The organism is Pseudoclavibacter helvolus, from assembly GCF_049707175.1.
Lineage (GTDB): Bacteria > Actinomycetota > Actinomycetes > Actinomycetales > Microbacteriaceae > Pseudoclavibacter > Pseudoclavibacter helvolus_A.
On the sequence record NZ_JBNAFM010000007.1, the window covers coordinates 1 to 14,495 of the forward strand.

Consider the following 14,495-nt stretch of genomic DNA (forward strand, 5'->3'; position numbering starts at 1 on the left):
TGGCAGATGCTGATCTTTCGTTCGGATGCCTGGCCCGTGCGACCCGCTCTCGCGTTTCGCTCCGTCGGCCTGACGAGTGATTACTTTACGCACGGCCGGGTCGGCGCACAACTCGTAGCGCATCCCGGGCGTGTCAACACACGCCCGCTCCCCCGTTAGGCCCGGAAAATCAGCCCTGCGAGGGTCTTTTTGCCTCGGCGGAGCACCGCCACGCCGCCGGCGAGCGACGCCGACTCGGACAAGACCGCGGCCTCATCGGCAACTCGCTCGTTGTTGAGCGAGACGCCGCCCTGCGAGATTCCGCGACGTGCATCGCCAAGGCTCTTGGCGAGCCCGGTGTCAACCAGTGCCTGCGCAACCGAGGTTCCCTCTGCGACTTCCGCGTTCGGGAGCTCGATGATCGCCGAGCGCAGGGTCTCCCCGTCGAGTGCGGTGAGCTCGCCCTGGCCGAAGAGCGCGGCCGAAGCGGCGATCACGGCTTCTGTAGCGGCTTCACCGTGGACCAGAGATGTCACCTTCGAGGCGAGTGTTTTCTGCGCGACGCGCTTGAACGGCTCAGCCTCGACCAGCTCCTCGAGATCCGCGATCTCTGCACGGGTCAGGAACGTGAAGATCTTGAGCCGCGCAATGACATCGGCGTCATCGGTGTTGAGCCAGAACTGGTAGAACGCGTACGGACTCGTCAGCGCAGCGTCGATCCAGATCGCGTTGCCTTCGCTTTTGCCGAACTTCGTGCCATCCGAGTTCGTGATGAGCGGCGTGCCGAGCGCATGCACGCTGGTCCCCTCGGTGCGACGAATCAGGTCGACCCCCGAGGTCAGGTTGCCCCACTGGTCGCTGCCGCCGGTCTGGAGTACACAGCCGTAGTTGCGATGCAGCTCGAGGAAGTCGATCGCCTGCAGGATCTGGTAGCTGAACTCCGTGTACGAGATGCCCGCCTCGGAGTTGAGCCGCGCCGAGACGGCGTCCTTCTTGAGCATCGAGCCCACCCGGAAGTGCTTGCCGATCTCACGAAGGAAGTCGATGGCCGAGAGTGGCGCCGTCCAGTCGAGGTTGTTCACCATGCGGGCCGCGTTGTCCCCCTCGAACGAGAGGTAGCCGTCGATTTGCCCGCGCAGCCCTTCGACCCACTCGGCCACGGTCTCTCGGGAATTGAGCGTGCGCTCGGCGGTCGGCCGCGGGTCACCGATGAGCCCCGTCGAACCGCCGACAAGCCCCAGGGGCTTGTGACCCGCGAGCTGCAGCCGACGAAGCAGAATCAGCTGCACGAGATGCCCGAGGTGCAGGCTCGGTGCGGTCGGGTCGAACCCGCAGTAGTACGTGATCGGCCCTTCGTTCATCCGCTCCTTGAGCTCGGCCAGATCGGTCGAGACGTGGATGAACCCGCGCCACTCGAGCTCGTCGATGACGTGCTCGAACGTCGCGTCGTTGTGCTGGGTCGTCAGATCACGCGTAGTCACCGGCCAACCGTATCAAGCAGTTCACGCGTCCGCGTTGGCCTCCACGTCGGCGAGGCGAACCGACACGACGCCTTCCGGCGAAGAACGAGCAAGGACCGCCCCCAGCAGCACATGAGCTGCCGGGGGCGGTCCCTCTCGGGGAACTTCGAAGAGCCCCTCGCGCGTAGCGCCTAGGACGTCAGCGACGCCAGCCGCTCGCGGAGCTCGACGATCTGCTCAGCGACACGAATCGGAGCTGTGCCGCCACGACCATCGCGTGTTGCGACCGAGCCATCGACCACGAGCACCTCGCGAACCTCAGGTGAGAGGTGCTCGGACACCGCCGAGATCTCCTCGTCCGTGAGCCCGTCGAGGTCGACGCCCTTGGATTCCGCGGCCTGCACCATGGAACCGGACACCTCGTGAGCGATCCGGAACGGCACCTGACGCTTCACGAGCCACTCCGCCACGTCGGTCGCCAGCGAGAAGCCCTGCGGCGCGAGCTCGCGCATCCGCTCACCATGGAAGGTGAGCGTCGCCACCATGCCCGTGAACGCGGGGAGGACCAGCTCGAGCGTCTCCACGGAGTCGAAGATCGGCTCTTTGTCTTCCTGCAGATCGCGGTTGTACGCAAGCGGGAGCGCCTTGAGCGTCGCCAGGAGTCCCGTCAGGTTGCCAATGAGGCGCCCTGCCTTGCCGCGAGCGAGCTCGGCGATGTCAGGGTTCTTCTTCTGCGGCATGATGCTCGACCCGGTCGAGTAGGCATCGTGCAGCGTGACGAACCCGAACTCCTTCGTGTTCCAGAGGATGATCTCCTCAGACAGCCGCGAGAGGTCGATGCCGATCTGTGCCGCGATGAAGGCGAACTCCGCCACGAGGTCGCGACTGGCCGTCGCGTCGATCGAGTTCGGTGACGAGGATGCGAAGCCCAGCTCGCGCGCGACGCGGACCGCATCGAGGCCGAGCGTCGAGCCCGCGAGTGCGCCGGCACCATACGGCGACTCGTCGAGTCGGCGATCGAAGTCGCGCAGCCGATCCAGGTCACGCACCAGCGGCCACGCATGCGCCAGCAGGTGATGCGAGAGCAGCACCGGCTGCGCGTGCTGCAGGTGCGTGCGGCCAGGCATGATGACCTGGAGGTTCTGTTCCGCTTGCTGCGCGAGTACCTCCACGAGCGTGCGCACCTGCTCTGCGATTGTCGCACTGTGGTCGCGCAGGTACATGCGCACGAAGGTCGCGATCTGGTCGTTGCGGCTTCGCCCGGCGCGCAGCTTGCCGCCGAGCTCTGGGCCGGCGATCTCGATCAGCCCACGCTCGAGCGCTCCGTGCACGTCTTCGTCGTCCTCGGCAGCCACGAACTCCGCCGCGCCCACTCGCCGCTCGAGCTCGCCGAGCGCATCCAGCATGCCGGCGAGCTCAGCCTCGTCAAGATAGCCCGCGGCCGCGAGCGCATCAGCGTGCGCCCGCGAGCCGGCGATGTCGTACGTCGCGAGCTGCCAGTCGAAGTGCGTCGACTTCGACAGGCGCGCAAGCTCCGGTGACGGCCCGTCGCTGAAGCGACCACCCCAGAGCGCGCCGGGTGTGGTCACTCCCCCGGACTTCGCGTCGCCCTCGGCTGCGACCATGCTCAGAGCTCCGGCTTGTCGCGGCGGGCCGAGATCTTCGACGGCAGACTCCACAGCTCGATGAAGCCCTTCGCGTGCGACTGGTCGAAGGTGTCGCCGGTGTCGTAGGTCGCAAGGCTGTAGTCGTAGAGCGACTCTTCCGAGCGACGACCCGTCACGACTGCACGCCCGCCGTGCAGCGTCATGCGCACCTCTCCGGAAACGTGCTCCTGCGTGTGGTTGATGAACGCGTCGAGCGAGCGCTTGAGGCCGGAGAACCAGAGGCCGTCGTAGACCAGGTTCGACCACTCGGCCTCGATGCCGCGCTTGTACCGAGCCACATCGCGCTCAAGCGTCAGATCTTCCAGGTGCTCGTGTGCCTCGATGAGCGCGAGACCTGCCGGGGACTCGTAGATCTCACGGCTCTTGATACCGACCAGGCGGTCCTCGACGACGTCGATACGGCCCACACCCTGGTCGCCGGCGAGCTTGTTCATGAGCTCGACGACCTGGATGGGCGACAGCGCCTCGCCGTTGACCTTGACGGGAACTCCCTGATCGAAGGTGACCGTGACCTCGGTGGGCTCGCGGGTCACATCGGGGTCCTGTGTGTACGTGTAGAGGTCCTCGATCGGCGGGTTCCACGGGTCCTCGAGAAACCCGGTCTCCACAGCGCGGCCCCAGACGTTCTGGTCAATCGAGTAGGGGCTCTTCTTCGACTGCTCGATCGGGAGGTTGTGCTCCTGCGCGTAGACGATGGCCTTGTCGCGCGTGAGCGCGAGGTCGCGCACCGGTGCGATCGAGGTCAGCTCAGGCGCCACCGCGGCGACAGCCGCCTCGAAGCGGACCTGGTCGTTGCCCTTCCCGGTGCAGCCGTGCGCGATCGAGTCCGCTCCGAGCTCGCGAGCGGTCTTCGCAAGGTGCTTCGCAATCAGCGGACGGGAGAGCGCGGACACGAGCGGGTAGCGCTTCTGGTAGAGCGCGTTCGCCTTGAGCGCGGGCACGATGTAGTCACTCGCGAACTCCTCGCGCGCATCCACGACCACCGACTCGACTGCGCCGCAGTCGAGGGCTCGCTGTCGCACCTTCTCCATGTCCTCACCGGCCTGGCCGACGTCGATCGCGAGTGCGACCACGTCCTTGCCGGTGGCGTCCTTCAGCCAACCGATGCCGACGGAGGTGTCGAGACCTCCGGAGTATGCGAGAACGACGCGTTCCGTCATCAATGCTCCTAGCGTTTGAGTCTTGGGTTCAGTCTATGTGCGGTGGATGCGCGGATCAGGCCGCGGCTTTGGCGAGCAGCCAGACGAGCAACGCCTTCTGCGCGTGCAGGCGGTTTTCGGCTTCGTCCCAGATGACCGACTGCGGACCGTCGATGACGGCTGCATCGACCTCGTAGCCTCGGTCTGCGGGGAGGCAGTGCAGGAAAATGGCTCCGTCTGCAGCCTTCGCCATCGTCGCCTCCGTGACCCGGTAGGCGCTGAGCGCGTCGATGCGACGCTGCTTCTCGTCTTCGCGCCCCATGGAGACCCAGGTGTCGGTGACCACGACGTCCGCTCCCGCGACCAGCGCATCGATGTCGGAGCCCACGAGCACGGAGCCACCGGTCTGGGCGGCGATGCGCTCGGCGTCTGCGACGACGTCAGCTCGCGGCTGGTACCCCTCGGGGGCCGCGATGCGGACATGCATCCCCGCCGTCGCGCAGGCGAGCAGGTAGGAGTGGCCCATGTTGCTCTCGCCGTCGCCCAGGAACACCAGCGTGCGACCAGCAGGATCCCCGAGGTGCTCCGTGACGGTCAGCAGGTCGGCCAGGAGCTGGCACGGGTGGAAGTCGTCGCTCAACGCGTTCACGACCGGGACCAGTGCGCCGTTCGCCATCTCCTCGAGCCCGCTCTGCGCGTAGGTGCGCCACACAATCGCGGCGACCTGGCGCTCGAGCACTCGAGCGGTGTCGGAGGCGGTCTCCTTCCCGCCGAGCTGGCTGGACGCCGTCGAGATGATGAGCGGCGAGCCCCCGAGTTCAGAGATTCCCACGTGGAACGAGACCCGGGTACGGGTCGAAGTCTTGTCGAAGATCACGGCCACACTGCGCGGTCCCTCGAGCGGCCGTGCCGAGAAGCGATCGCGCTTGAGCCTCGCAGCGAGCTCAAGGACTTCGCGCTGCTCTGCTGGAGTGAGGTCGTCGTCGCGGAGGAAATGGCGGATCACAGGGTGGCCTTTCGGTGGGTGGTGGAACGAGGGCGGAGGTTGAGGCGGCGTCGCCGCTCCTGGCCGCACATCACACGGAGACCTTGGTGCCGAAGCCCTCGGTCGTGAAGATCTCGAGGAGCATCGAGTGCGGCACTCGGCCGTCGATGATCGCGGCCTGGTCGACGCCGCCTTCGACGGCTTCGATGCACGCCTGCACCTTGGGGATCATGCCGGCAGAGAGCGTCGGGAGCAGGGTCTTGAGCTCGTCGAGACGGATCTCCGAGATGAGCGAGTCGATGTCGGGCCAGTCACGATAGAGGCCCGCGACATCGGTCAGCATGATCAGCTTCGCCGCGCCGAGCGCCTGCGCGAGCGCTGACGCGGCTCGGTCCGCGTTGATGTTGAGCGCCTTGCGAGGCGAGTCGATGTCACTCGCGATCGACGAGACGACCGGGATGCGTCCGGCCGCGATGTCGGCCTTGACGACGGTCGGGTCGACCGTCTCGATCTCGCCGACCAGACCGAGGTCGACGCTCTCGCCGTCGATGGTGAGCTTCTTGCGCCTGGCCTGAAACAGACCGGCGTCTTCGCCGCTCGTTGCCACCGCGATCGGCGCCCGTTCGTTGATGGCCGCCACCAGCTCCCGCGCGACCTGACCGCCGAGAACCATGCGGACGACCTCCATGGCCTCCTCGCTGGTCACCCGGTAGCCGTCCTTGAACTCGCTCTCGATACGCAGCTTTCCGAGCATCCGCGAGATGTGCGGTCCGCCTCCATGCACAATGACCGGCTTGATCCCGGCGTAGCGGAGGAAAGCGATGTCAGACGCAAACGCCTCGAACAGCTCAGCGTCGACCATGGCGTTGCCGCCGAATTTGATGACGAGGACTCTGCCCGCGAACTCCTGCATCCACGGCAGTGCCTCGATGAGCGTCTCGACCTTGGAGGTCGCCTTCTCGTACAGGTCGGGAGTGGTCATGCTGCCCCTTTCGGGCCGGTCAGAAACCGTCTGGCTCTTCAGGCATCCGCGTCGCAGACGCGCTGCTCGTCGGCACGTGCACCGCTCGTCAGGACGAGTACGCGCTGTTCTCGTGCACGTAGTCGTGCGTCAGGTCGTTGGTGAGGATGGTGGCCTCGCTCACGCCCGCGTGCAGGTCGATGAGGACGGTCGTGTCGCGCGGGGTGAGGTCGACGAGGTCGACCGGCTCGTGTGGTGTGCCTGCACGGCACACCATGACGCCGTTGATCGTGACGTCGAGCGCCTGCGGGTCGAACTCCGCGTCGGTCGTGCCGACTGCCGCGAGCACTCGCCCCCAGTTGGGGTCGTTTCCGAAAATAGCCGCTTTGAAGAGGTTCGAGCGAGCGACGGCGCGTGAGGCGTCCAGCGCATCCTGTTCGGTCGCCGCCCCGATCGTCGTGATGGTCACGTCGTGGCTGGCGCCCTCAGCATCCTGTTGCAGCTGGCGGGCCAGATCCGCGCACACCTCGGTGAGCACCGTCGTGAACGCAGCCTCGTCGGGCGTCACGCCGCTGGCGCCCGAGGCCATGAGCGTGACCTGGTCGTTGGTCGACATGCAGCCGTCCGAGTCGACGCGGTCGAACGTCACCCGTGTCGCAGCGCGGAGCGCACGATCGAGTGCAGCGGACTCGAGGTCCGCGTCGGTCGTGATCACGACGAGCATCGTCGCGAGACCTGGCGCGAGCATGCCGGCGCCCTTCGCCATGGCGCCGACCACGTAGCCTTCGCCTTCGCGCACGGAGCGCTTCGGCTTCGAATCGGTGGTCATAATGGCGAGCGAGGCCTCGTCGCCCGCCTCGGGGGTGTCTGCGAGCGAGTCCGATGTGAGTTCGACCCCGCGCAGCACGCCGTCACGGAAGGTCTGGTCGCCGACCCCGATGAGTCCGGTCGAGCACACGAGCACGTCCCCTGCACCGATGCCCAGCCTCGCCGCGACGGCCTCCGCCGTCTGGTGCGTCGTCTGGAAGCCGAATGAGCCCGTGTAGCAGTTCGCTCCACCGGAGTTCAGCACGATCGCCGAGATCGATCCGCCCTTGATCGCCTCCTGCGACCAGAGGATCGGATTCGCCTTGCAGCGGTTGCTCGTGAACACGGCCGCGCAGGCAGCGCTGGGTCCGTCGTTCACCACCAGCGCGACGTCGCGACGCCCTTCGGACTTGATGCCGGCTGCGACGCCGGACGCTCGGAAGCCTGCTGCTGCGGTCACGCTCACGGTGCCACTCCGTCCAGGGGAAGGCCGAGGGACTCCTCGAGTCCCAGGGCGATGTTCGCTGACTGCACCGCCGCTCCCGCGGTGCCCTTACCGAGATTGTCGATCGCCGCGACCGCGACGAGGCGGCCGGCGCGCTCGTCGACGCCGATACCGATGGAGGCGCGGTTCGACCCGGTCACATCGCCCGTGCGCGGCCACTCGTCTTCTGGGAGGAGCTGCACGAAGCGCTCACCGCCGTAGGACTCCTCGTACGCGGCACGCAGCGCAGCAGAGTCAACGCCGTCCGCGAGGCGGGCGGTCGCGGTTGCGAGGATGCCGCGTGCCATGGGAACGAGCACCGGGGTAAACGCCAGCGAGACCTCGGTTCCACCCGCGCGCCTCAGGTTCTGCCGAACTTCTGGGTTGTGTCGGTGGCCTCCGGTGACCGCGTAGGGGTTCGCCGAGCCGATGAGCTCAGACCCGAGGAGCGAGACGGCCGCTTTCTTCCCCGCGCCAGATGGGCCGACGGCGAGCACCGCGGTGAGGTCCGTCGCATGCACCAGTCCGCGGTGGATCGCCGGCGCGAGTGCCAGGGTGATGGCCGTCACGTTGCAACCAGGCACGGCGACGCGCTTCGCGTCCGCGAGCTTCGCGCGCTGCTTGTCGTCACCGCCCGCCAGCTCGAGCTCTGGGAGACCGTAGGCCCAGGTGCCGAAGAAGTCGCCTCCGTAGTACTCGGCCCAGTCCTCTTCGCGCTCGAGGCGGTGGTCAGCTCCGCAGTCGATGACCAGCGTGTCGTCGCCGAGCTCGGCCGAAATCGCTCCGGATGCACCGTGCGGCAGGGCCAGAAAGACGACGTCGTGTCCGCGCAGCACCTCGGCGGTGGTCGGTTGCAGCACCAGGTCGGCATAGCTCGCGAGATGAGGATGCACGCGGAGCAGCCGCTCACCCGCGTTGGCGTGCGCGGTGACGGTGCGGACCTCGAGCTCGGGGTGCGAGGCGAGAATGCGCAGGAGCTCGCCGCCTGCGTACCCGCTCGCCCCTGCTACTGCAACGGAGAAAGCCATGCCGTTCATCCTAGGCGGTGCCACCCCCACGCTCGTTCGGCGGTGCTCGCGAGGCGCCATGAGGTCCGCACAGGGAATGTCGGAGACACTCTCGTCGTTGCACTCGTAGGCTTGACGGGTTGAGGCCGCGACGCTGACGCGTGCACGGCGCTCGGCCAACGAGAGGACGACGTGACACTGAACACCGAAGACGCAGCATCCCCCGCGCGCGAGACCGGGTCCCGGTCGATGCCGAGCCCGCTGAGTGACAGCCGAGTGCTTGAGCTGCGGAAGGACTTCCCGATCCTCGACCAGGAGGTGAACGGGGAGCCTCTCGTATATCTCGACTCCGGCGCGACGTCACAGCGACCCAGGCAGGTTCTTGACGTGGAACGTCGTTTCCTGGAGCGGGAGAACGCTGCGGTCCATCGCGGCGCCCACACGCTTGCTGCGCTGTCGACGGTGGCGTTCGAGGATGCGCGCGAGACCGTCGCCCGCTTCGTGGGTGCCGCAGCAGAGCAGGTCTCGTGGACGCTCAACGCAACCGACGCCATCAACCTCGTCACCGGAGGTATCCGCATCGCGAGCGCCGGGCGCGGCGGCCCGCGCGCATCCCGCCTTGCGATCGGCGAAGGCGACGAGATTCTCATCACGGAGGCCGAGCACCACGCGAACCTCGTCCCGTGGCAGCAGCTTGCCCTCGACACGGGGGCGACGCTCGTGTACGTGCCCGTCAACGACCGCGGCACCTGGACCGTCGAGGACGCGGCGGCTCGCATCTCCACGCGCACCAAGATCTTCGCCTTTGCACACGTCTCGAACGTGACGGGGCTGATCGCGGACGCCGCGCGCCTCACCGAGCTCGCCCATGAGGCTGGCGCGATCGTCGTCCTCGACGCCTGTCAGTCGGTGCCGCACCTCTCGGTCGACTTCCCAGCGATCGGTGTTGACTTCGCGGCGTTCTCCGGCCACAAGATGCTCGCGCCCAACGGCGTCGGCGTGCTCTATGGTCGGGCCGAAATGCTGGATGCGCTCCCGCCAGCGCGCACCGGTGGCTCGATGATCACGACCGTCACCATGGAGGAGAGCGACTTCATGGCTCCCCCGACGCGCTTCGAGGCGGGAACGCAGCCGGTCTCGCAGGTCGTCGCGCTCGCCGAGGCCGTGCGCTACCTCGAGGCAGTCGGCATGGATGCCGTAGCGGCACACGAGGCCGAAATGGGTCAGGTGCTGCTCGACGGTTTGTCTGCGATCCCGGGCGTGCGCGTCATCGGTGAGCCCGCCGGCGTCCCTCGCGCAGGCCTTGTGAGCTTCGAGGTCGAGGGCGTCCATTCCCATGACGTCACGCAGTTCCTGGACTCCAAGGGGATCGCGGTTCGCGGTGGACACCACTGCGCACAGCCGCTGCACCGACGACTCGGGCTCACCGCGTCCACCCGCGCGAGCAGCTACCTCTACACCACCAAAGACGACATCGACCGGCTTCTCTTCGCGGTCGGGCAGATCCGCGCCTGGTTCGGAGTCGACGCGTGAGCGCCCTCGACGGCCTGTACCAGCAGCTCATCCTGGAGCACTCGAAGAAGCGGGCCGGCGACGGCCCCCTCCCAGACGCCGACGCGGAGCACTTCGAACGCAACCCCAGCTGCGGCGACGAGATCACCGTGCGCGTGAAGCTCGACGAGGACGGCACCGGCCTTGCACAGCTCGCGTGGCAAGGCGACGGCTGCAGCATCTCCATGGCATCGGCCTCCGTGCTGAGCGAGCTCGCCGTCGGGAAGTCGACGGCCGAGATCGAGGAACTCGTCGCCGCCTTCCGACTCATGCTGCGGACTCGTGACGGTTCGGAACCCGACGAGGACCTGCTCGAGGACGCGGTCGCGTTCCAAGGCGTCGCCAAGTTCGTCATGCGGGTCAAGTGCGCCATGCTCTCGTGGGTGGCCCTCGAAGCGAGCCTCAAGGAGGCAGCGGTCTCGCGCGAACGCTGAGGCCCACGTCGACGCAGGTGCAGCGCGCCCCTACCACGCACCATCGCCCGGCCCCTCAAGGGGACCGGGCGATGGCGTTCAGACGCTCGTCCGTCAGGCTCGCATGGTCGCGCCGAAGCGCTCCGCGGCCAGGGCCGCGCCCGCTTCCTTCGCCTCGCTCGCCTCCGCCGCCGTCAGCGTGCGATCGGTCGCACGGAACCGCAGCGCGAACGTGAGACTCTTCTGTCCGTCCTCGAGTCCCGACCCTCGGTAGTCGTCGACGATCGTGAGCTGCTCGAGCAGCGGGCCAGCGCCCTCGCTCACGGCGTTCGACACCTCGACGGCCGGCACAGCCGCATCCACCACAAGGCTCAAGTCCTGCGTGGCGGCAGGGAACGTCGAGATCGGCTCCGGAAGCACCTCTCGGCGGGCGAGCTCAATGACCGCGTCCAGGTTGACCTCGAAGGCCGCGACGACGCGCGGGAGGTCGGAGGCCTCGGCGATCTCGGGGTGCACCTCACCCGCGAAGCCGACCACAACCTCGTCGAGGCCCTGGCTGACGAAGAGCTCCGCGCACCGTCCGGGGTGGAAGGCACGATGCGTGCCCTGTCGAACCAGGATCTCGGCGCCGGTCGCGAGTCCCAGCTGCGCGACAAGCTCGAGCGCATCCTCCCAAGAGGCCGCGACCGGTACATGACCTGGCCGCTTCGGCTCACGCTGACCGAGCACGACACCGGCGGCATGCCGGGGTTGCGGCGGGAGACCGGCTTCGAGCTCCGCGAGGCGCTCCGGAGTGGGGCGCTGGGCCACAGCGGGGACCTCGTCGACGCCGTAGACGACGCCAGACTCCGGCTTGAAGACGGTGCCCGTCTCGAAGATCGCAAGGTCGGTGAGGCCTCGTGACACATTGCGGTGCGCGATCGTCAGGAGCCCAGGCAGCAGGCTCGTGCGGAGCCAGGCGGCGCGCGGGTCGAGCGGGTTCGCGAGCTTGACGGCGGCGACCTCGCCCTCGTCGGGTCGACCGAAGGTCACCGTGTCCGCCTCGGCCACAAACGGGTAGCTCTGCACCTCGACGGCACCGGATGCGGCAAGCACGTCGGCCGCGGCTCGACGCAGGCGCTGCTCGCGAGTGAGGCCGCGTCCCGGAGGCGCGACCGGGAGGCGCGACGGGATGCGCTCGAAGTCGCACAGACGCCCGATCTCCTCGACGAGCGTGACCGGCTCGGTGAGGTCGCCTCGCCAACTTGGCACCGTCACCCCCAGCAGGCCCTCCGCCTCTTCCCAGACCTCGCACCCGACCGCACGCAGGGCGCCGATCGTCTCGTCGAGCGTGTAGTCGACCCCCATGATGCGTGATGCCGCATCAACGGGCAGGGTCAGAGACTCCGGGGCAGGGATCTGCTCGTGCACGCTTCCGGCGCGCACAACGCGGCCGCCTGCGTGCTCGACGAGCAACTCCGCGACGCGGGCCGCTGCCGGCTGCGCGACGCGCGGATCGACGCGACGCTCGAAGCGGCGCGACGCCTCACTCGGCAGCTTATGCCTGCGTGCGGTGCGCGCGATCGAGATGGGCGAGAACGAGGCCGCCTCGATGAAGACGTTGCGCGTCTCGGCGCTGAGCTCGGTCTCCTCGCCACCCATGACACCTGCGAGACCGATCGGTCCACGGTCGTCGGTGATGAGAATATCCTCGGCGCTGAGCGTGCGCTCCTTGCCATCGAGCGTCGTCAGCTGCTCGCCCTCGGTCGCACGCCGCACGCGGATGCCGCCGCGGAGCTTGTCGAGGTCGTAGCCGTGGATGGGCTGTCCAAGCTCGAGCATGACGTAGTTGGTGATGTCGATCGCGACCCCAAGCGGACGGATGCCCGCGAGGCGCAGGCGCTGCGCCATCCATGTTGGCGTCGGACGCGTCGCGTCGATGCCCTCGACCACGAGTCCCACGAAGACCGGAGCCATGGGCTGGTCACGAACTGATGCGTCGTCATCGATCGACACGGGCACGCGCACATCTCGAGCATCCGAAGCGATGGCGTCGGCCAGGATCGACTCGAGCTGCGGACGCAGCGCCGGGTCGCTGAAGGCCGCACCGGTCGCGTTCGAGTACTCGCGGACGAGACCCCGGATCGACATGGCGTAGCCGCGGTCGGGCGTGACGTTGACTTCGACCGCCTGCTCGGTGAGACCAAGCAGCTCGATCGCATCTGTTCCCGGAGCCGCGCTGACGCCGAGGCGCGAGAGCACGATGATGCCCTCGTGGTCATCGCCCATGCCGAGCTCACGCTGCGACGCGATCATCCCGTCGGAAACGTGCCCGTAGGTCTTGCGAGCCGCGATGGCGAAGTCACCGGGAAGCACAGCTCCTGGGAGCGTGACGACAACCGAGTCACCGACGCCGAAGTTGTGCGCGCCGCAGACGATGCCGCGAACGTCAGCTCCGCCGTCTGCGGCGAGCTGACCTTCCGGCGCGACACGCACCTGGCACCAGTTGATGGTCTTGCCGTTCGACTGCGGCTCCGGCTCCGCCGAGAGCACCTCGCCGACAACGATCGGCCCCTGCAGCTGGGTGCCGTGGACGGCTTCATCCTCGAGCCCGACGCGAACGAACGCGTCGAGCACCGAAGCCGGCGAGACAGAGACCGGGATCTCCGCGTACTCGCGGAGCCAGGAGAGCGGGGCGCGCATCAGATGAGACCTTCGTTCTGGGAGTTTGCAGCGGCACGCATGACTAGATCACCGTTCCGAACTGGGTGCTGAAGCGGACGTCGCCCTCGACCATGTCTCGCATGTCGGTGAGCGCATTGCGGAACATCAGGGTGCGCTCGACGCCCATGCCGAACGCGAATCCCTGGTACTCCTCTGGGTCGACGCCGGCCGCGAGCAGCACGTTGGGGTGGACCATGCCGCATCCGCCCCACTCGATCCAGCGCGGGCCACCCTTCGCACCCGGGTGCCAGATGTCCATCTCAGCGCTGGGCTCCGTGAACGGGAAGTAGTTGTTGCGGAGGCGGATGCGCGCCTCGTCGCCGAACATCGACGTCGCGAAGTGCTCGAGCGTGCCTCGCAGGTGCGCCATGGTGAGCCCCTTGTCGATGGCAATGCCCTCGAACTGGGTGAAGACGGGGGTGTGCGTCGCGTCGAGTTCGTCGGTGCGGTACGTCCGACCGGGAGCGAGCACGTACAGGGGAACGCCCCGCTGGATGAGCGAGCGCATCTGGACCGGCGAGGTGTGCGTGCGCAGTACCAGGTGGCGATCGGCGGGCTCCACGAAGAAGGTGTCCTGCATGGCACGAGCCGGGTGGTCGGCGTCGAAGTTGAGCGAGTCGAAGTTGAACCACTCGCTTTCCAGCTCAGGCCCTTCCGCGATCTCCCACCCCATGCCGACGAAGATGTCGCTCACGCGGTCCTGCAGCACGGTGAGCGGATGCCGCGCACCAGTGGCGCGAGCCGGGCGCGCGAGGGTCACATCGACCGTCTCGGCCGCGAGGCGAGCGGCGGCCTCGGCCTGCGCGAGCTCGCCTTCACGCGCTGCAAAGGCGTCATTGACCCGGGCGCGGGCCTGCCCGATGAGCTGGCCGGCCTCCTTCTTGCTCTCTTTCGGCACGGAGCGCATGGCGGCGTTCAGCGATGCGAGCGCCGAGCCTTCCGCCAGGTGGTCCGCGCGGACGCGCTTGAGCGCTGTGAGGTCGGGCGCCGCGGCGATGGCGGCGAGCGCCGCGTCGACCGCGGAGCCGACGGCTTCCGGCGTGATGGGGTTCGATGAGGCGTCAGACACAAGGGTCGAGTTTAGCGAACCGCGGAGACAACGGCTCCAGCCCCCAGAATCATGCATTCTCACTCCGCGGGAGGCACCGTGTCGTCGTATCGGTGAGAATCCTGCTTCGCGCTCTCACGCGGTCAAGATCCGCGAAAATCCGGTGATCTTCCAGGGTCGAGGTGTACGCATGAGCACCGAAACTGCGCCCGTCTGGCGCCGATCAGGTAACCATCTCGTTTCGAAAACGAGAAATGAGCGCCGACCGGCTCTGCCGCTGTGGTGGAATCA

General features: G+C 67.6%; 11 protein-coding genes. 2 read left to right on the plus strand and 9 right to left on the minus strand.

Going from position 1 to position 14,495, the window contains the following annotated elements:
- Positions 1 to 155: 155 nt before the first annotated feature.
- The 7 genes from tyrS to argC form a co-directional block, all read right to left on the minus strand.
- On the minus strand, positions 156 to 1,460 hold the full coding sequence (gene tyrS, locus ACPYN9_RS07140; RefSeq protein WP_424465208.1) for a tyrosine--tRNA ligase: 1,305 nt from the start codon (positions 1,458 to 1,460) through the stop codon (positions 156 to 158).
- A 170-nt stretch (positions 1,461 to 1,630) separates the two neighbouring features.
- Positions 1,631 to 3,064 (minus strand): argininosuccinate lyase, encoded by a 1,434-nt coding sequence (gene argH / locus ACPYN9_RS07145; RefSeq protein WP_424465209.1) that lies wholly within the window; start codon positions 3,062 to 3,064, stop codon positions 1,631 to 1,633.
- 2 nt (positions 3,065 to 3,066) lie between these two features.
- Complete coding sequence (locus tag ACPYN9_RS07150; RefSeq protein ID WP_424465211.1) at positions 3,067 to 4,266, minus strand: argininosuccinate synthase; 1,200 nt, start codon at positions 4,264 to 4,266, stop codon at positions 3,067 to 3,069.
- 55 nt (positions 4,267 to 4,321) lie between these two features.
- Positions 4,322 to 5,251, minus strand: coding sequence for an ornithine carbamoyltransferase (gene argF / locus ACPYN9_RS07155; protein ID WP_424465213.1), 930 nt, complete (start codon positions 5,249 to 5,251; stop codon positions 4,322 to 4,324).
- A gap of 70 nt (positions 5,252 to 5,321) precedes the next feature.
- Positions 5,322 to 6,212 carry an acetylglutamate kinase gene (argB, locus tag ACPYN9_RS07160; RefSeq protein ID WP_424465215.1) on the minus strand — a complete coding sequence of 297 codons (891 nt, stop codon included), beginning with the start codon at positions 6,210 to 6,212 and terminating at the stop codon, positions 5,322 to 5,324.
- 88 nt (positions 6,213 to 6,300) lie between these two features.
- Positions 6,301 to 7,464 carry a bifunctional glutamate N-acetyltransferase/amino-acid acetyltransferase ArgJ gene (argJ, locus tag ACPYN9_RS07165; protein ID WP_424465216.1) on the minus strand — a complete coding sequence of 388 codons (1,164 nt, stop codon included), beginning with the start codon at positions 7,462 to 7,464 and terminating at the stop codon, positions 6,301 to 6,303.
- Complete coding sequence (gene argC, locus ACPYN9_RS07170) at positions 7,461 to 8,510, minus strand: N-acetyl-gamma-glutamyl-phosphate reductase (RefSeq protein WP_424465217.1); 1,050 nt, start codon at positions 8,508 to 8,510, stop codon at positions 7,461 to 7,463. Before argC ends, argJ begins: the two co-directional genes overlap by 4 nt.
- A 228-nt stretch (positions 8,511 to 8,738) precedes the next feature.
- Between argC and ACPYN9_RS07175 the strand changes: the two genes are divergently transcribed.
- Together ACPYN9_RS07175 and sufU are read left to right on the plus strand one after the other, a co-directional pair.
- Positions 8,739 to 10,022 (plus strand): SufS family cysteine desulfurase, encoded by a 1,284-nt coding sequence (locus ACPYN9_RS07175; RefSeq protein ID WP_424465477.1) that lies wholly within the window; start codon positions 8,739 to 8,741, stop codon positions 10,020 to 10,022.
- A complete protein-coding gene (gene sufU / locus ACPYN9_RS07180) occupies positions 10,019 to 10,474 on the plus strand; it encodes a Fe-S cluster assembly sulfur transfer protein SufU (protein ID WP_424465219.1) in 456 nt (151 codons plus the stop codon). Before ACPYN9_RS07175 ends, sufU begins: the two co-directional genes overlap by 4 nt.
- Positions 10,475 to 10,567: 93 nt before the next feature.
- Here the strand turns inward: sufU and pheT are convergent, their stop codons facing one another.
- A complete protein-coding gene (pheT, locus tag ACPYN9_RS07185) occupies positions 10,568 to 13,135 on the minus strand; it encodes a phenylalanine--tRNA ligase subunit beta (RefSeq protein WP_424465221.1) in 2,568 nt (855 codons plus the stop codon).
- Positions 13,136 to 13,178: 43 nt separating this feature from the next.
- Positions 13,179 to 14,225 carry a phenylalanine--tRNA ligase subunit alpha gene (gene pheS, locus ACPYN9_RS07190; protein WP_424465222.1) on the minus strand — a complete coding sequence of 349 codons (1,047 nt, stop codon included), beginning with the start codon at positions 14,223 to 14,225 and terminating at the stop codon, positions 13,179 to 13,181.
- Positions 14,226 to 14,495: the final 270 nt, after the last annotated feature.